This window comes from Flavobacterium sp. SLB02, assembly GCF_009664855.1.
GTDB lineage: Bacteria > Bacteroidota > Bacteroidia > Flavobacteriales > Flavobacteriaceae > Flavobacterium.
In genome coordinates, this window is sequence record NZ_CP045928.1 from 4262714 (window position 1) to 4281509 (window position 18796).

The following is an 18796-nucleotide window of genomic DNA, read 5'->3' on the forward strand; positions in this document are numbered from 1 at the left end:
TACATAAATAATTATATTCGCGACGCCACTAATCGCTAAATAATTGTAGAGAAAAATGACCATTTTTAATTTCCTATTTAGAAAATCAAATATAGAGTGCCCGAGATGCCTAGGAAAAGCTTTTGTGGATTGGGATGACATACGACGCCTGAACCAAGAATTAAAATGGACCCCCGCCCCTTGCGCGTATTGCTTAGGATCCGGAAAAGTAGACAAAGAAATGCTGGCAAAAGTTCCTGTAGACTACACGTACCTCACTATAGATTTAACGGAATCTGAAATGGAAAAAATAAAAGAAGGAGACCAAGCAACACTCGAAAAAGCAAAAATACGAGAACTTTTTTTAGACAATCTTATAAAATACGCCGAACACCACTACCTAAACAATCAAATGGATGCCGAAAGCATCGCCGATTTATACCTAAAAACAGAAGATGAAGATGCTATATTTTCGGTAGAAAGAAAATACCTTATACAATACGTCGAAAAAATAATCGAATTAAAAAGCCCTGAACTCAATTAATCCAAATAATCGTACAACATTAAACAAAAAACTTGTGACTTAGCCACTTCGGGGCAAAACAAACCTCAGCAAAAAAGCCTTAGTATCTTCATATCAAAAGCCTCAAAATAAAAAGCCTTATTGTCTTAGTGTCCTGGTGTCTAAATTTAAAAAACAGGTATAAATACCTATTGCCAAAACTATATTTAGTGGTAAAATTGCGGTAAATAATTTTTACTCAAGATTTATCATTTTACCGAAAGGAAAATATTAAATGCTGTCACTTTTTTTTGGAACAATAAAAGTGGGATTTCTAATCGACGCCAACGATTAAAAGTCTCACTTTTTTTTTATTTCTATTTATTTAATTTTTTTTACAAGCCCCCTACCTTAGTAGCTTAAATTCCAAAACTGAAAATTTACAGTAATTGAAGCCATTCCCAAAGACAATGCCTTAATACTGCTTAAAGGAAATTCTATAGTTTAATGATCTGGATTTTGCGCCACTAACTACACAAATTATTCCTGCTCAGATTGTTTTAAAAAAGGATAAAAAAGAATTCATTATCATCATTGTTGACATAAACAAGATATATTTCTCCCCAAATGATACTGTCTCCTTATGATTATATACCTTTTTATGGATAACAATATCAACACTTGTTCCCAAAGACGACATACTATTACCTGTAACTTATAAAGCACCATCGCACTTATAAATTTTAGGCATCCAGATCAAATCTAGAGGAGTCGATAAGAAAACACAGCAAGTTCTCGAATCGTAGTAAAACAGATTTTAAGTTAAGTATTTTTCATGATGTAAATCAGGATCTCCTCTTCTAGCTCTTTAGATAAGAGCTCATATTTGAGCTGATGCTGGAAATCCCTCTCGAGTTTTTCCCTGAATTTTTCAGCATTTATTTTACTGATACAATAATCATCACAAATCATTTAAATCGATCGTCTACCAAATACATGATTTTGATAGATTCGATATATTCGGCAAATTTTGCGTTGTGCAATTCGTTTGGGAGGGATATAAAATGATTTTTTAAATTAAGTAAAATAAAAATAGTAAGAGTCTAGCCTACTATGCGGCAACTAACACGTTAATTTTTAAAATTACATTGCGATCAATACTGTTGCAGATCATTCTATTTTTTACAGATCCATTTCTTTATTAAAGTTTAAACAGTATTTAAAAGTCTTATAAAATTATAAAGTTAAAAAGACATAAATCATTTTTTAGAAACAAACTATATTTCAAATTATAAAATGAAACAAGCTTTGATTATGCACCAAAAATATCCCGAAGCTTTGGTCCAAAATCTTTTAATAAATTCCAAATTCCAATCTTTGCCACTTTGAACTTCTTTTCACAAAGAAACTTAAGCTATGTTGCCAAGTCCGTCCGGAAGTGGTCTGTAGGCGTAATAATGCAAAACTTCTTGGATTGCTATTTTGAGCGCCTCATTTATGGGTACTAAAATAACGCCCATCCTCATGTCTATTTGCGCCAATCGCATATAATAATCCGTAAAAATCGGGACATATTTACCGTTGTTAATAGATTCTTCGGCAGCGATAAAATTTTCCTGTTGTTCTTCTTTGATAATTTTGCAGGTAGCCAAACGTAGTTTTCCATATTTATCGGTAGTAGCGGCATAGCCAAAAAGTCGGCATATCAGCCCACGGTAAAGATAATTACTACAATTTCCTTTATCTTCTAAGACAGAAAGCGGACGGTATATCAGGCAATTATGATTATTAGTCTGATTCAAAAGTCTTAAGGTTTCCTCGGCTTTACCATTCAAAAACAAATGAAATGCCCAAGGTAAAAATTCTAAAGGCGAAGCATCGATATTAGGCGTAGTACAGCATTTGCCACAACCCGCATTACAGTACAAATGAGTTTCTGACTGAAAAGCAGTAATTTCAACTTCAAGACGATCAAATAATGCTTCAACCTGCCTAACCTTCTCTTCTATCGCCATCCTTTTTTTGGTAAGGTAGGTTAATAGAAATGGCTTGAGCTATAATGATGATAGTATTGGGAAAATAAATTCCAATACTGAAATTCTAAACGGGAAAAAAATCCAAAGTAAAAAATTCTAAACTTTGCCCCTTTGAACCTTTGTTGCTCTGCCCCTTTCCTAAAAAAACCTTAGCAAATTAGTTCCTTAGCGTTTTAATCCCTTAAAGAAAGCTATTGCCCCCGAAGACCATAACGTCAGGAAAATCAAAACGGGCTGAAAAAACAATCTTATCAAACGGGTCTGATCAGTATCCAGACCAAAAGCGCTTGTACCATTTAGATACTGTGCAATGTTACCCGGAAAAACCAAAACGTAAAATAAAGCCAGCGCGATTCCTACCTGTACTTTATATTTGGTTAAAAATATCATACCAAGACCTAAGGCAATTTCTACAATTCCGGAGAGTATTACCACAAGATCTTTATCAAGGGGAACCCAATTAGGAACCTGTGCCTGAAAATCATCTCTTTGAAAAGTAAAATGACCAATGGCGGCTGTTATCATAAAAATACCCAAAAGTATTCTAACAAAATTTTGAGTTTTAGAAGTATGTATATTTTCCATATCAGGATGTATTGGTGTAAAGTTTTAATTTCCAGTTTAAAATTTGAGTTTTATTTCAAAGCAAACCTATCCAAATTTACGATAATCTGTAGTGCGTTATTTGCAAAATTCTGCTCGAATTGTTGTGTGATACCCATATCTCTACCGTCTTTAAACCTTTAAAAGAAAATAACTAAATTTTAATAGAAAATCCGTTCAGAAATCAAATTTCCGATGGTATTTTTGCGTTTTAGAAATACCACTAAATTTAAGCCAAAAATGTATGAAGCGAGAACATTATATTCCCTTTAACAAGGAATTCTTACTCGAACAACAAATAGCCACTTTCACTGATGATCAAAAAAAGGTCGAAGATTTCAAAAAATTATTTGATATCATCGAGCACTATTTTCATTACGAAGCCTTTAACCTGAACCGAAACCTAAAGCAAAACTACGCCTTATTCGATCCGGATTTAAGTCTCAAAGAGCGTCAGGCATTTTTGGGCAAAAGTGATTTTTCTATTTTCAAACAAACCCTTCTAAAAGTCTTAGATCAAGGCAATTATCGTCGTGTAGATCAGGAAACTCTCGACAAAGCCTTTGAAGATTCGGATTTAATAGGCCTGAATCTTTCAATAGATTTTAATGCCTTCAAAGATTACGAATTATATGTTCGAGGGCACCATCAGGCAAAAGAAAAAGTAAAGAAATATATTTTCTGGAAAAAAGAAATCGAAATCGAATACTACGATCGTGTCCTGATTTACCTCAACTATAACGAAAAAGAATACCTAAGCGAAAACAAAGTCAAATTAGGTAAAATGCCAATTGATCCGGGAACGATCGCCTTAAAAATCTTTAAGCGTGTTCCGAAAAACGATCTCGAAACCATTTTTCCCAACGCCATCCCCAGAATGTCTACCAGAGACAAACTATTCTTTTGGGTTCCCGGTATTGGCGGCGGCATCTCATTATTAAGTACCACCGTAGTTCCGGCCTTAATTGGTATGTATGCGGCCTATCAATCTGGCGAGACAATCGATTTATTAAACAGTAAAGCCTCGCTAAATCAGGGTTTAATTGCCCTTGGCGTTTTGTCGCTGTACCTGTTTCGCCAATACAGCAATTTTGTAAACAAGAAAATCAAATACTCTAAAATACTTTCAGACAGTCTCTATTTTAAGAATCTCGGGAACAACAGCGGCGCCTTTTATTCGCTGCTGAATTCCTCCGAAGAAGAAGTCCTTAAAGAAACCATTTTGGCGTATACTTTTCTATACCAAAGCGACAAACCTTTAACCGCCGAAGAACTCGATAACCAAATAGAATCCTGGTTCATAACAAAGCTCCATACAGATCTTGATTTTAATGTAAAAGACGCTTTACTGAAACTTAAAAATATTGGCCTTGGCATAGAAACCAACGGAAAATGGGAAGTTATTCCGCTAGACAAAGCCCTTGTTACCATCGATGAACTTTGGGATAATGTTTTTGAATATGCAAATACTCCTGTAAATATTTAGGGGCTAATCCTTCTATCCGTTCCAAACGAAGTTCACTGAACTCCGAAATAAAATAAAAATTAAGTAAAGTAATCTTTTGTGCCGAAGACCGGCACAAAAGGTTTTACACTTCTATCAGGGCTTAGTTTTTAGAAGAAAACTTATCTTCTTATTGTCATAAATAGCTCATTTTAAAAAACTCAAAGAGCCGGAGACTTGTCCCGCTGCATCCATATTAAAAATTGATTCCTTATATTTCTTCGGTTAATTTTTAAGTCAAATTCATAAATCGATCAACGAAAAAGAAATTTGATTAGATTTACGCAACTAACCTCAAAACCAAAATAATGAGAACATTACAACAATGGTTTGATGAATATGCCGTAAGTCATCAAAATCCAAAAAACAAAGCGATACATTATATATGTGTTCCTGCAATTTACTTTTCTATAGTAGGATTATTAATGAGCATTCCAAGTGGTTTTATTGCCAATATCTTAAAACTACATGCCCCTATTATCGAAAATTGGGCTGCCGTGGTGCTTATTTTTGTGCTCATTTTCTATATTCGCTTATCTGTTTCAATGGCATTTAAGATTGCGATTTTATCGGCGATCTGTTTGGTTGTAAATTATTATATAGGTCAATTTGTACCTTTATGGATTTTCTCTATAGGTGTTTTTGTGATCGCCTGGATCGGGCAATTTTACGGTCATAATATCGAAGGCAAAAAACCATCTTTCCTAAAAGATCTTCAGTTCCTGATGATTGGGCCGGCATGGGTGGTAGAGAATTTATTTTCTAAGAAAGTAAACCAATAATGACAAAATTAATACTTCTCGTTTTATTATTTTCGATAGTAAGCTGCTCGCAAAAAAGCAAAGAACAAAGCGTATCTCTGTCTAAAAAACTCAGTACAAAAAAAGAGAGCATTAAACCTGAAACTAAAATAGATACCGCCAAAACTGTTTTAGAAGAAGCTTTTACAGATAGCACTCAGGTTGGAACAAAAGGAAAATTTAAATTAACCGTTAACCAATTTAGATCTGATGACAGCACTTATGTTGAAATTAATTTGTTCGAAAAAAGAAACAATAAATGGTTGGTCAAACAAAAACTGGAATACCTGAAAGATGGCATAACAAATTGTGATGCCGAACTTACAGATTTCAATAACGACGGATTCAATGACCTTACCTTTCAATCTTCGGTTGCTGCAAGAGGCGCGAATGAAATTAGAAAACTACTTATTTTCGATCTGTCAAAAAAGGAATTCGTTCTGATGAAAAACTCCGATCATTACCCTAACTTACAATATAACGAACTCTTAAATTGTGTAGATGCCTGGCTGGTTTACGGAGGAAGTTCAACGGTATTTTTAAAAATAGAAAAAGATAGCTTAAGAGAGTTTGCGGGCGTTTCGCTAGACAATGATAATAGAGAAATTTATACCATCGACAAAAAAGGAAAACACAAAACGGTAAAAAAAGAATTCGTAAAGGATTTAGAAGTTTACACAAGATATAAAAACTACAATCCTTTGACTGAGTAGTAATTAAGAATAGAAAAAATCAACAACTAAATAATTCAAATTGTTATACGGCCAGCCTCATATTGATACCAAAATAAGTCTATTTATAGAAATTATACGTTTTTTTATTACAGCATTGGCTATTTCTATTTTAGTAATAACCATTGCCAGAAAATGGAGTGTCATTAGTTTTTCAAAAGTGCTAAAATCAAATTTATCATTATACGGAACGTTAATAGGCATTTATATCATCAGCTTTATACTAAATATTTACATCAATAATTTCAGTAGAAAAAATGACTTAGTCGAGAAAGTTTTTTATGTTTTATTCTTCTTAATTTTATTTCTGATTCAGGCATTTTACATTTTAAAATATTTTTATAAAAACACTAAAGAGTCCTTCATAAAAGGATATAAAATATTAATTATATTGCTGTATTTTGTTTCTTTAGTTTATATCGTAATCAATTACTTTCCTCAAAATGCATACGATAAGTATTTAATACATTCTAAAATCTATACCTATTTACCTATTGAGAATAATAAAACTTTGTTAGATAATTCAACCCTTAAAATAGATTCGGCAATTTCGAGCATTGATTATTATAGTAATAAAAAGACTTTTGAAAAAGACCTGAGCTTTACAATTTATTTCACTAGTCGACATAAAGAAAATGTTCCTTTTAGTTTTAAAGCACTTGATTCTACAAATGAATTTGGAGGATCAAGCAGTCAAATAAAATATAAAGAACTTTATCTGAGAAAACTTAATGACTCGATCAAAATTATAGTACAAGGATTTAATTTCAAAAATGATAAAGAATGGGATCATCCGAAAAATACTGATACAATTGTATTTGTAAAACGAAAAATAACAATCAAAAAATATCCTTGATAAAAATATACATCTGATTAACAAGGACTTCGACTTCGCCTCAGCCTGACAATAAAACCTTCTAAAAAAATCCCATTCTCTTAGGTTTTTTTATTCAAATAAGCTTTTTTCATTTTTTTTTCAATTTTCACTAACTTTATCATTATCAAACAAATACATCGATAATATGAAAATTGATATCAACAATGAAATTAAAATGGAGAGTTACGATGTTTTCACCTACAGAAGAATCAGACGTGCCATTGGCTATCTGGGTATAAGCCTTCCGATATTTTTAGTCGGTTTTTCTTTGATTTCTTACTTTCAAACTGATATTCAGCATTCTATCAGTCATTATTATTATACGCATCTACGAGAGTTTTTTACCGGAACTTTATGCGCTGTTGGTTTATTTTTAATTCGGTATAAAGGTCACGGAAATGTTTCGATCTGGAAAAACGATAATTTACTCACCAATATTGCCGGAATTATGGCTTTGGGCGTTGCTTTTTTCCCCACTACTCCTGAAAAAAATGAAATAGAAACCAAAATTTACACACTGATTCCTTCTAATCAGGAATGGCTGGGCTGGCTTCATTATGGTTTTGCTGCGCTCCTATTCCTGATCATGGCTTTACTGGCCATTAATGTTTTTACGATAGGACAAAAAAACGAAACCAGAACTCCAAAAAGCATCTTAAACGAAAATAATATTTACAGAACTTGTGGTTATTCAATTATTCTATTTGTTGTTTTGGTGCCAATATCAGAGAAACTAGAGCGGTTCGAATATTCTACTTTGGTTCTCGAAGCATTGTCTCTTTTTGCGTTCGGGATTGCCTGGTTAATAAAAGGGCGTGCATTAGGAGATAGTGGTATAACAGGTGAGACACTTTATCAGGAAAAGAACGCCATTGATACTGAAAAAATATTGGAAGAATAAAATCGGTTTAACCAATAAATTTAAAAAAAGCATTTTCTTATATTAAGCAAATTTCATTTTTACATTTTCTAAATTTATGTAAAGCCTAAACCTTCAATTACATACAATAATGTTAGTAGGCATCCCCTATTAAACGTGCGAAAGTCTCACGAAATCTTTTGATGAGATTTTTATTCTGTTGTTTACATCTTGATATAATTTAAGTTCCTACAGTATTGCGTCATAAAACATCTTAACTTTGGTCTGTCAATATAGCACAGTTTTAATACAAATAACCAGTCCAGATGTTACGACCTTGGCCATTAGAAATTCAGTTAGACAAAAAATCGAATACGGCACTTTATCTGCAAATTGCCAATGCGATTATCAATGCAATAAAATCAGGTAAATTATCCAGTGGTAATGCTTTACCCGGAAGCAGGCAATTGGCAGGTTTACTTCATGTAAACCGCAATACCGTAATTGAAGCCCTGGATGTATTGATTGCCGAAGGCTGGCTAATTACAATGGACCGAAAAGGAACATTCGTAGCCGATATATTACCCGAAATTGGCCTTGAAAAAAAACAGCAACAGAAAGCGATTAGTATTGAGGATGAGGCAAAACCACATCTTATTTTTGATGACGGTCTCCCGGATAGCCGACTTGCTCCTATGACAGATCTGGCGCGTGCGTACAGAGAAATATTCAACAGAAAATCGCGTTGGCAAATCATGGGCTACAGCAATGAATTTGGAAATACTGAATTTAGAAAAGCAATTGCCCAAATGCTGAATTTTAAAAGGGGAATGAATGTTTCACACGATCAAATTTGCATTACGCGCGGCAGCCAAATGGCAATGTATCTTGCTGCACATTCTTTATTCTCGAAGGGAGATTATGTTATGATCGAAAATCCGGGGTATAAACCGGCATGGAAAGCGTTTGAAAATGCCGGTGCAGCTTTGCTCCCGGTAAGTATTACTTCTGATGGTTTGAATTTAGATGAAGTCGAAGAGTACCTAAAAAATTACAACGCTATAAAAGCCATATACGTTACGCCTCACCATCAATTTCCGACGACAGTAACAATGAGCCTTAAAAAAAGATTAAAGCTTATCGAACTATCCAATCAATACGGATTTATCATTATCGAGGACGATTATGATCATGAATTTCATTTTGGTCAGCGTCCTATTTTACCTATTTCGAGTTACGAAAGTACCCAAAACTTTATTTATATTGGCACTTTAAGTAAGATTGTGGCTCCGGCATTGCGTATTGGTTATTTGGTAAGTACTCCTGAAAGTATTGAAAAAGTAGGTGAACATAGAAAAATAATCGATGTACAGGGCGATAATATCATGGAAGAAGCGGTATTGCATCTTATCAATGAAGGTATCATCAAAAGGCATCTTAAAAAAACGAACTTAATTTATAAAGCAAAAAGAGATTATTTTGAAAGCCTCTGTAAGCAACATCTCAAAGACAAAATTACTTTATCTAAACCCGAAGGAGGTTTGGCCTTTTGGATTGTTCCAAAATCAGAAATTGACATCGCATTCGTCTGCCAGCAATTATTGGTTAAAGGCATTAAAATCATGAATCCTGAGAATTTTAGTTTTAAAAATTCTGCCTCCGGATTTAGATTAGGTTATGCATCGCTGACAGAACAACAAATGGAACAGGGAATTATAGCACTTTCAGAATACCTATAAAAAACTGAAAGCTAAAGCACTTTTAGTCTATAAACTCTTCGATTCTATTTTTGGAGAATAATTAACTGCAATTTTCCATTTCAATAATAGAAAAACCATTTTCACGAATTTGGTTTTCTACTGCCTCAGGAGCTTTATCTATATGGCAAAATCTGCATTCTTTTGAACTTAAAGGCTGACCTTCTTGCGAAACTGTTTTTAAATAACTTTTACCAAATTCAAAAATCTCATTTTCATCATTTGTATTCTCGTCTACCAGAATATCAAAATGCATAATTTTTCCGTCTTTTCGGGTTACATAAGTATCCCATACTGCTACTTTCATAAATTGTTATCTCTTAATTATTTACTATTAAATATTGATCTTTTTAATAGTACAAATTTACTTTGCTTATTTAGAAGCGGCATAATCCAGTTTTTTCATTTATTACATATTACTGGTCTGGTTGTAATTTTAAAACAAAGCAAAAACTGGACTACTTTAAATAGCAAAAACTGGATCGCAGCTTTAGGTCGGGCAAGTCTTAATTTTGCAACATGAAAGAGATTATATTATCTAATTTAAAAGAGGTTCACAACCGAATTGAAGTTGCCTGTAAACTTTCAGGCAGGAATCCGTTAGATGTACAATTGTTATTGGCCACTAAAACTGTTCCTACCGATAAAATCAGGATTGCAATCGAAGCTGGAGAAACCTTAATTGGCGAAAACAAAATGCAGGAGTTACGGGATAAAGATCCTGGATTAAAAGAATTACATATAGAACGTCATTTTATTGGACATCTTCAAACCAATAAAGTAAAAGATGTGCTGAAATATGCTTCTTGCATTCAATCTCTTGATCGATTGAGTCTTGCGCAGGAACTTGACAGACAATTACAAAAAGAAGGAAGAAATCTGGATGTTTTTATTCAGGTCAATACTTCACTCGAGGAAAGTAAATTTGGACTTAAACCATATGAGGCTATATCTTTTATTGGTGACATAAAACAATACGAGACTTTAAAAATAAAAGGCCTGATGACCATTGGTTTATTAGATGTCGAAAAAGAAAAAATGCAGCCTTCTTTACGATTACTGCGAGAAATCAGGGATGAAATTTACAGGGCGAGAATAGAAGGAATAAACGAATTAAAACTTTCTATGGGAATGTCTCAGGATTTGGAACTGGCTATTGCCGAAGGATCTAATCTGGTTAGAATTGGGACTTCGATCTTTGGAAACCGCTTTTTGGGAAAAGAGATATGGAATGAAAATATTGCAGAATAAAATCTAATTTTGCACCAAATAAAAATTCAGATGAATCTATACGAACTTACCGTAAACGATACCGAAAAAATAGCTTTAGCCGATTTACTTTTTAGCGAAGAAAACAAAGCTGCTTTAAACCAAACCATTAAAGAGCATAAATATCTTGAAGAATTAAAAAAGTACAATCTTAAAATAGATAACAAAATATTACTTCACGGTCATTCCGGTTGTGGTAAAACGACAACTGCAAAAGCTATTGCGACTGCGTTGAATAAAAATATTGTAATCATTAATCTGAGTACATTAATCAATGCCCGAATTGGCGAAACTTCGAAAAATGTAAAAGCGATATTCGATAAAGCAATTAGGGAAAAGTCAGTATTATTTTTAGACGAATTCGACCAGATTGGTAAAAGCCGTGATAGCGATGATAAAGACGTTGGTGAAATGAGACGTCTGGTGAATACCATCATTCAATTGATTGATTACTTCCCAACAGATAGCTTGCTTATTTGTGCTACCAATCATTACCATACCATTGACACTGCTTTATTGCGAAGATTTCAATTGCGTTTACAATTCGAAATGCCAAACGAAAGCGAATTAGATCTTTATTATGATAAATTACTGGCAAACTTCCCTGTTCATTTACAAGATATTCCGCGTAAGTATGCTATCTCTTATGCCGAAGCCAAAGATTATATTCATACCATAATGAAAAAGCAAATTATTGCAGAGTTGGAAGTTAAAGAATTATTGTAAAAATTGAAAATATTTACAATAATATGTCTGCAAAATCAATTGGTTGTGCAGACTTTTTTTTTGGCATTAATTAATAGATTCAATTAATTAAATATAAAAAAACAGCTAATTATAATAGCATATCATCCAAAGAATCATTTTATTCTATTTTCGTTTAAACAAACAACATTCAGAAGAAAAACATATAATTCTCCCTGTATCATTAACTAATCTTAAATACTTTTTTAAGATAGCTACTCCCTTTTACCATTAAAATTAGTTTTACATTAGCAATTACATCAAATGTCATAAAAATGTCATAAGATAACCGTTATCAAATCATCCTTTTTTAAATAATTTTGGCTTAAAATAAATGATATAAACCATGAATTCTATAGGGAAAAAAATTAGCGATGCGCGAAAGTTAAAAGGCTTTACTCAGGAAGAACTCGCAGAACTATCAAAAGTGAATCTGAGAACCATTCAAAGAATTGAAAACAACAATAATGAACCTCGCGGAAAAACTTTGAGCCTGATTTGTGATGTGCTTCAAATCGATAAAGCCGATTTACAAGGATTAAATCAGCTCTCGGAGAATAAAACAATGACATCTTATATTATAAATGGCATCTTTTTAATTCTTTTAAACATAATTATAGTGGGAACTATTGGCTATCTGACTTTGCCTATTGAAGCAAATACAAATAGTAAAGTTGGAGCAATTCTTTTAAGTTTTTTTATTCCCTTTTTCATTGTCCATTTTACACAAAAAATAAGAGCAACCAAACGTCTTTTAAAATTTGGAATTGGTTTTGCGGCCTACCTCCTTTTACTTATGTGCGTACAAGGTTTTATTGGTGGATGCCGAATTGGATTTAGATCGTGGATCTTTTCGTGTATATTGATATTTATTGGCGTTTTATTCTATGGGGAAATTTTCTACAAACCAGAGAAATAAAATATACTACAAAATTAGCCTAAGCAAGATTTAAATATAACTCCACAAGAAAGCCTACTTCTAGCCTATATACTCTTAACAAAAATTAATCGTATCACAAAAACATATCTTAAATCGATAAATTTTTAACTACTTCACAAGTGGTACAACTAAAATTACAGCAATTTTACTAAATTTATAGCAACGAATTAATTCATGAAATAATTATAACATAAACAAAATTGACATACTTATAAAACATTAAACAAAATGGAAAATAAAAAATCATTATCGTTTCCTTTGATGGTTATAGTAATCATTTTAGGAGTAACATTATATAAACAGTTTGACTTCGAGAACCTAAAATTTGAGAAACCTGCACTGGCAATTCTTTACATCATTGTTTTTCTGGCATCACTTTACTTTCTGGTAAAAAAGCCAAAGAAAAGCTCTGAAAAATAAAAAACTACTCTTACCCTTATTTGAAGCTTCTTATAAATATTCAATTATTGGTACTAATTATGCAATTGATTTTTTAGAGCGTATAGTTTATTTCTAAGATTTTTTAACAATAAAGGATCCGAAGATTTACTACTTACCTCTGTTAAAAATATTGTTTTTCCAATAGTCATCTTTAGAGCATGTCCTTGTTTATTAAACAACTCTGAAATTAGTTTTGAAGTTTGCAGCATAGGGTGAATTGATTTTAGCATACTAAAGAAAAAACCATTATTTCCGTGAAAATAGATAGGCAATATAGGTACGTTTGCTTTACTGATAACCTTGCCTACTACAGGATGCCACTCCGGGTCTGTTATCTGACTTGTCTTAAAATCATAAGATGAAACTTCTCCTGCAGGAAATATTGCAACGGGAACACCATCGCTTAGTGCTTTGAGCGTCATTTTTAATCCCGTAATACTTGCCGAATTTTGTACGTTCTCAAATGGATTTACTGCAATAATACATTTTGCAAGATTAGGAATTTCCTTTAATAAAAAATTGCCCATATACATCGTATCAGGGCGTCTTTTAGCAATTGTACTTAACAAAGCTAACGATTCGATACCGCCATAAGGATGATTTGCAATAACAATAAAGGCGCCTTTACTAGGAATATTTAATAATTCCGTATCATCAAATTGGACTTCCACTCCAATTTTCGTTAAAACGTAATTTGCAAAATCTGCACCCTCAAGATCACCTCCCTCTTTTACAATGGTATTTAAATTATTAATTTTCATTACTTTCATTAAATAAGAGGATAATCCGGGGATAGGAATTTTAGAAAGGCCGGCAGCTTCAGAAAATTTTTCTTTGGATATTAATGTCATATGCTATTACTATTAAGGTTGAGTGTAAAAACTAATAAAACCCCTAAAAGGAATTGGCACTAGTAATGATTATTATTTATCAGGAAATTTTGTTAATTATAACTTGATGCCTGCAAAAAAGAATTCTACGATATTAAATGGAGAGCCAGGCAATCATCTACAAACTCTTTATTACAATCACGGGTAAAGATACACGATTTTATATGCGAACATTAAATATGCAAATAAAACAACTTTAAAAACCACAAATTTTAAAATAGTTTTACACTGAAGGATTTCAGATGTTAAACTTAACAACTGAATCAAACAAAATTGCTGATAATTTTGTCGACCAAAAAAGCCTGCAAAAAAACATATTTTGCAGGCTTTTATTCCTCTTTAGTGACCTTGGCGGTACAGAATTCGAACCATTTAATGGAAGATTTGAAAATTTTAAATGATGTTTAATTTTTTGATTCGACGTTAATATTACTATTGATTAATCGTGTTTGTGCTGATTCAATAAAGCAGTAAGTCCACTGAATTTTATACCCATGTCAGCACGAAAAGCATTCAACGAATTAAAAGTTCTTTTGATTATTTATAAGTTTATTATTATATATTTGATAGTAAATAAACCCTGACCCTTGTCAGACATATATACCCAATTTTGGGGTGATAAGTCTGATGCTGTCAGTAGTATATACAAGTTATGCACAAGTATAGACCAGACGATAAATAATTGAAAAATGAAAGCGAATAAACAAGACTCAAATATTTTCTTTTACCAGCAGGCTTCAAAACTCGCTAGAATTGGAAATTGGGAATTTGATGTTGCGAGTAACAAAGTATACTGGTCCAACATTGTCCACGAACTTCACGAAACAAACCCGAAAACTTTCACGCCTGCTTTAGAAACAGGTCTAAGATTTTATAGGGAAGATTTTCGATCAATGGTAAATGACACTTTACAAAATAGCATTGAAACTGGTGCTGTATTTGACTTTGAAGCTGTTATAATAACTAAGAAAAAGAACGAGCGTTGGGTTCGGGCTATTGGAAATGTAGAAATGATTCATGGGAAATGCCAACGGATATATGGCAGTTTTCAGGATATTCACGCTTACAAGTTGCTGGAGCTTCAAATTCGTGAGATTTTGGGAAGTATATCTGACGCTTTTTATGCTGTGGACAAAAACTGGAAGTTTACTTATTTCAACAAGGAAGCAGAGAACTTACTCTTAAAGAAAGCTGAAGATGTTTTGGGCAAGAATATTTGGGAATTATTTCCAGCAATTGCAGATACTCCTATTCGGAAAATTTATCAAAGGGTCGCCCGATCAAAGAGAAAAGAATCCTTTGAATATTATTACCCGGGAGATGGAAAATGGTATGAAATAAATACCTATCCATCGCAGGGCGGGGTATCTGCCTACTTCAAGAAGATAGATGAACGAAAGCATGCCGCAGAAGAACTTGAAAAAGCTTATCAGGAAAAAATCAACATTCTGGAAAGTATCGGAGATGCTTTTTTCTATGTTAACAAAGATTGGGTAGTAACCTATTTAAATAAAGAAACAGAAAAGGTATTGCATAGAAAAAGGGATACCCTGATTGGCAAAAACCTTTGGGATGAATATCCTGACGCCATTGAGACCGACTTTTACCGACAATATCATAAAGCCATGGAAACTCAAGAAAATTTGACTTTTGAAGAGTTTTACCCTGCGTTGAATGTATGGCTAGAGGTGACGGTATATCCTTCAACCACTGGGTTGTCTGTTTATTTTAGAGACATCACACTGAGAAAAGAGTCGAATATACGCCTGCTTCAATCCAATGAACGTTTTGAAAAAGTTGCTGAAGCGACCAATGATGCGATATGGGATTGGAATATCTTAGAAAATACACTGTATTGGGGGGCTGGTTTAAAAAATCTTTTTGGATACGAATTTGAAAAAACAACTCCAACTTTGGAAACCTGGACCAATCACATTCACCCTGAGGATCGGGAATGGGTATTGCAAAGTATTTATGGAGCACTCGAAAAACCCAACCAATCTGACTGGATTGCCGAGTATCGTTATCAAAAAAATGATGGTACTTTTTCCGATGTCGTAGACAAGGGCATTGTAATTAGAGATGAAAAAGGAAATCCTATCCGTATGGTAGGAGCCATGAATGATATCACGGAGCGAAAGAATTTTGAAATAAGCAGAAATAATTATGTCAGGCAAATTGAAATACAGAACGAAAAACTCAAAAATATTGCCTGGACACAGTCTCATATTGTGAGGGCTCCCCTTGCAAGAATGTTGGGGATTATGAATGTTATTGAGGATAATAATGAAAGTCTTGATGATACTTTAATGTGGTTAAAACATTTGAGAGATTCCGCAAATGAATTGGATGACATTGTAAAGAATATGGTTAATGAGGCACAACACTTAACTTAAACATGAAGAAATGAACAAAACAGTACTTATAGTAGATGATGATCCGATCGTCAGATTCGTTATCCAAAAAATGATTCACAAATTGGATGATTCAGTTTATTGTCATCATTGTGATAACGGAGAAATGGGTTTGGCAGTATTAGAAACTCTACAAAACTCAAACGATACTATTGTTGTACTTTTAGACATCAATATGCCAGTACTAAATGGATGGGGCTTTTTAGACGGTCTGCAAAAAATAAAACCTGAGTCTTTCAATAAATTTCAACTCTACATTGTAACTTCCTCCACAGATGAAAGCGACAAGTTAAAATCTCAATCATATCCTGTGATTAAAAAGTTATATCACAAACCACTTTCGAAACAGGACATCGAAGAAATTTTGAATTTAGATGATATAATTAAGTTTGACATGGTCAAACTATCGTTAAGTTAACTTTAACTGTTTCAATGAATAGACAAATACCTGTGCATAACAGCAGCTACCCAAAAGGCGGGGATTGGTGTTCCAAAGATAGTTTTGTGGTTAATGGAACATTAGTTTTTCAAATCCATTTTTGTGGCAAAAATCCCGCCCTTCGGGTAGCTGCAAAACGTTATAGCCAATTTTAACCCTCATAAAAGACAAGTCATGGAATATGTAGATGTTGTCACTAGATTGTCAGCAAAAACTGGAATCGACAGAAATATTTTCTATCTTAATTTTGAAAAATGCGAAGAACTAGGTTTGGCAATTGTTAATAGCCATAAATCAAATCATTATTACCTTTCTAAATATGAATACTGGCAAAATTCAGAGTATGGAGGCTGGAAAAGTGTTGCTTTGTTTGTTCCGAAAGAAGTAATAGCTGAGTTCCTAGCTGTTTTAAATGAAGTATTACATGAACTTGGCGAAGAAATTATAGATTTGAATAATATTCCTGAACAATTCAGTTACGTTACAGACGACGGAATGTTTAATATTTTGCTTGGTCAAAAAGATGGAGATTATTATAGAATTGATTTTGCTCAAAGAAATAGATAAAAACAATATTAACCTTTATAAAAATAAATTATGTGTACAACTCAACCTGTTTTTCAAGTAAGCGTAAATGAACAAGTTACATATTTATGCGGAAAATGCCTAGCGGAACATTATATCGATTCAGAAGTTAGAATACTAAATGACAATCATGTTGTTGGAGAAACTTGTCAGTGTATTGTATGTGAATAATAAAAACTGGCTATAACAGCTACAAGCAATTTGGGGATTTGGCTTAATTGAAAAATTGCTTTGTATTTGGAAGATTTGGCAAGTCCAAAAATAGGTCTTAATTTAGGACCAAACTACTTGTAGCGCGAGAAGCGCGATAACGTTGTGGTGCATAGTAAAGAACCGAAATACTAAATATGAAAATATTGATAACATTATTATGTGTAATTGCAGGACTAATAATTTTATATTTTGGATTAGCATTTATTTTAATTCAAATTCGAAGACCAAAATTCAACAATAAAGGCTATACGAAACTTGAAAAAAAACTTTTAGATATTTTTACTTCTATGTTTGACCCTGATTTAGCTGACAAGATTAAGATGCAAATTGAATACTTCGAAAATAAACGTAAATCGAGGCAATATTGGGAGAAGAGTATGTCAATAGAACTATATGGAGATAAAAAAATGCCGCCTAACTTAAAGTATCCAAGACGAGATGAAAGTAAAATTGCAACGATTAGATTTAAAGTAAACGAAGAAAAATACAGTATTGATTTTAATACTTATGACGGCAGGATTTGGGGATGGAAAATCAGACCCAATCCCAAGCGAATTCAAAGAAAAGACAATATTGAAGTAATTAGTAAAAAGATTAACAATGATCCAAATGAGAAAGTTGTAATCAGTATCGAAAAAACAGAATTCAAGACGATTCCAAATTTTGATGGCGTGATTGGAGAGATTGCAAAAGTGAAACCAATTAAAACTGCATATAATCCGTTAATTCCACAGCAAATTGAGATATTTAAACTGAAAATTGACTCAGTCCTTCCACATGGTTACATACAAATCATTGAGCAAACCGAGGGCTTGGAATTTCAGGAATTTCGAATTTCAGGAATCTCTGAAATACAGAGAACAGGATTAGATGATGGAGATTATTTTCATTTAGCGGAATTTGACGATGGTATAATTGCCATAAAAGAAAATGATAAAAACGGCGAACTTTATTTTTGCCATTTTTCGGGGCTGATTGATAAAGTGGGAACAGATTTCGACAAAACATTAAAAGAAAGAACTATATAACTACACACCAAAACAACTACTATAACGTTAATCATGATTTTGAATTTGAAATAAGCTGGAGGCGAATTTAAAAATTATATTATCCATATAATTAATGTAAAAAATAAATCCTTGATGGACTTCGAACCAAAATTTCCTTTAAATCTAGGCATTTTCAAAACTAAAAGAAAATGTTGAAAATTTTC

19 protein-coding genes are annotated in these 18796 nt (G+C 32.9%); 15 read left to right on the plus strand and 4 right to left on the minus strand.

The genetic code is table 11. The annotated features are described in order from the left end of the window. Nucleotides 1–55 precede the first annotated feature (55 nt). Nucleotides 56–523, plus strand: a complete 468-nt coding sequence (locus tag GIY83_RS15690; RefSeq protein ID WP_194618691.1) for a hypothetical protein — start codon at nucleotides 56–58, stop codon at nucleotides 521–523. A 1367-nt stretch (nucleotides 524–1890) separates the two neighbouring features. Here the strand turns inward: GIY83_RS15690 and GIY83_RS15695 are convergent. Together GIY83_RS15695 and GIY83_RS15700 are read right to left on the minus strand one after the other, a co-directional pair. Further along, nucleotides 1891–2496: a YkgJ family cysteine cluster protein gene (locus GIY83_RS15695; RefSeq protein ID WP_208682440.1), complete on the minus strand. Its 606-nt coding sequence runs from the start codon at nucleotides 2494–2496 to the stop codon at nucleotides 1891–1893. Nucleotides 2497–2682: 186 nt separating this feature from the next. Next, nucleotides 2683–3102 carry a hypothetical protein gene (locus GIY83_RS15700; protein WP_194618695.1) on the minus strand — a complete coding sequence of 140 codons (420 nt, stop codon included), beginning with the start codon at nucleotides 3100–3102 and terminating at the stop codon, nucleotides 2683–2685. 262 nt (nucleotides 3103–3364) lie between these two features. On the opposite strand from GIY83_RS15700, the gene GIY83_RS15705 reads away from it, so the two are divergent. From GIY83_RS15705 to GIY83_RS15730, 6 genes are all read left to right on the plus strand, one after another. Further along, a complete protein-coding gene (locus GIY83_RS15705) occupies nucleotides 3365–4606 on the plus strand; it encodes a TMEM143 family protein (RefSeq protein WP_208682441.1) in 1242 nt (413 codons plus the stop codon). A 326-nt stretch (nucleotides 4607–4932) separates the two neighbouring features. After that, nucleotides 4933–5406: a DUF962 domain-containing protein gene (locus GIY83_RS15710; protein ID WP_208682442.1), complete on the plus strand. Its 474-nt coding sequence runs from the start codon at nucleotides 4933–4935 to the stop codon at nucleotides 5404–5406. After that, nucleotides 5406–6137, plus strand: coding sequence for a hypothetical protein (locus GIY83_RS15715; protein WP_208682443.1), 732 nt, complete (start codon nucleotides 5406–5408; stop codon nucleotides 6135–6137). Before GIY83_RS15710 ends, GIY83_RS15715 begins: the two co-directional genes overlap by 1 nt. Nucleotides 6138–6177: 40 nt before the next feature. Further along, nucleotides 6178–7011 (plus strand): hypothetical protein, encoded by an 834-nt coding sequence (locus tag GIY83_RS15720; protein ID WP_208682444.1) that lies wholly within the window; start codon nucleotides 6178–6180, stop codon nucleotides 7009–7011. A gap of 166 nt (nucleotides 7012–7177) precedes the next feature. Continuing rightward, nucleotides 7178–7933, plus strand: coding sequence for a hypothetical protein (locus GIY83_RS15725; protein WP_194618705.1), 756 nt, complete (start codon nucleotides 7178–7180; stop codon nucleotides 7931–7933). A gap of 284 nt (nucleotides 7934–8217) precedes the next feature. Continuing rightward, nucleotides 8218–9630, plus strand: coding sequence for a PLP-dependent aminotransferase family protein (locus tag GIY83_RS15730; RefSeq protein WP_208682446.1), 1413 nt, complete (start codon nucleotides 8218–8220; stop codon nucleotides 9628–9630). A gap of 61 nt (nucleotides 9631–9691) precedes the next feature. Here the strand turns inward: GIY83_RS15730 and GIY83_RS15735 are convergent, their stop codons facing one another. Further along, a complete protein-coding gene (locus GIY83_RS15735) occupies nucleotides 9692–9955 on the minus strand; it encodes a DUF2024 family protein (RefSeq protein WP_194618710.1) in 264 nt (87 codons plus the stop codon). 212 nt (nucleotides 9956–10167) lie between these two features. On the opposite strand from GIY83_RS15735, the gene GIY83_RS15740 reads away from it, so the two are divergent. The 4 genes from GIY83_RS15740 to GIY83_RS15755 all read left to right on the plus strand — a co-directional run bounded on the left by GIY83_RS15740 (nucleotide 10168) and on the right by GIY83_RS15755 (nucleotide 13021). Further along, nucleotides 10168–10899, plus strand: a complete 732-nt coding sequence (locus tag GIY83_RS15740) for a YggS family pyridoxal phosphate-dependent enzyme (RefSeq protein ID WP_208682448.1) — start codon at nucleotides 10168–10170, stop codon at nucleotides 10897–10899. 30 nt (nucleotides 10900–10929) lie between these two features. Continuing rightward, a complete protein-coding gene (locus tag GIY83_RS15745) occupies nucleotides 10930–11643 on the plus strand; it encodes an AAA family ATPase (protein ID WP_194618714.1) in 714 nt (237 codons plus the stop codon). 364 nt (nucleotides 11644–12007) lie between these two features. After that, a complete protein-coding gene (locus GIY83_RS15750; RefSeq protein WP_208682450.1) occupies nucleotides 12008–12580 on the plus strand; it encodes a helix-turn-helix domain-containing protein in 573 nt (190 codons plus the stop codon). A gap of 249 nt (nucleotides 12581–12829) precedes the next feature. After that, nucleotides 12830–13021, plus strand: a complete 192-nt coding sequence (locus tag GIY83_RS15755) for a hypothetical protein (RefSeq protein ID WP_208682452.1) — start codon at nucleotides 12830–12832, stop codon at nucleotides 13019–13021. Nucleotides 13022–13074: 53 nt separating this feature from the next. Here GIY83_RS15755 and GIY83_RS15760 read toward each other — a convergent pair whose 3' ends face one another. Then, nucleotides 13075–13893, minus strand: a complete 819-nt coding sequence (locus GIY83_RS15760) for a hypothetical protein (RefSeq protein ID WP_194618720.1) — start codon at nucleotides 13891–13893, stop codon at nucleotides 13075–13077. A gap of 728 nt (nucleotides 13894–14621) precedes the next feature. On the opposite strand from GIY83_RS15760, the gene GIY83_RS15765 reads away from it, so the two are divergent. The 4 genes from GIY83_RS15765 (at nucleotide 14622) to GIY83_RS15780 (ending at nucleotide 18611) form a co-directional block, all read left to right on the plus strand. Continuing rightward, nucleotides 14622–16328, plus strand: coding sequence for a PAS domain-containing protein (locus tag GIY83_RS15765; protein WP_121321862.1), 1707 nt, complete (start codon nucleotides 14622–14624; stop codon nucleotides 16326–16328). 70 nt (nucleotides 16329–16398) lie between these two features. Further along, nucleotides 16399–16764, plus strand: coding sequence for a response regulator (locus GIY83_RS15770; RefSeq protein WP_229029119.1), 366 nt, complete (start codon nucleotides 16399–16401; stop codon nucleotides 16762–16764). Nucleotides 16765–16959: 195 nt separating this feature from the next. Next, nucleotides 16960–17352: a hypothetical protein gene (locus GIY83_RS15775; RefSeq protein WP_208682454.1), complete on the plus strand. Its 393-nt coding sequence runs from the start codon at nucleotides 16960–16962 to the stop codon at nucleotides 17350–17352. A gap of 365 nt (nucleotides 17353–17717) precedes the next feature. Next, the gene (locus tag GIY83_RS15780) at nucleotides 17718–18611 is read left to right on the plus strand and encodes a hypothetical protein (protein WP_121321856.1); all 894 of its coding nucleotides are present in this window, start codon (nucleotides 17718–17720) and stop codon (nucleotides 18609–18611) included. Nucleotides 18612–18796: the final 185 nt, after the last annotated feature.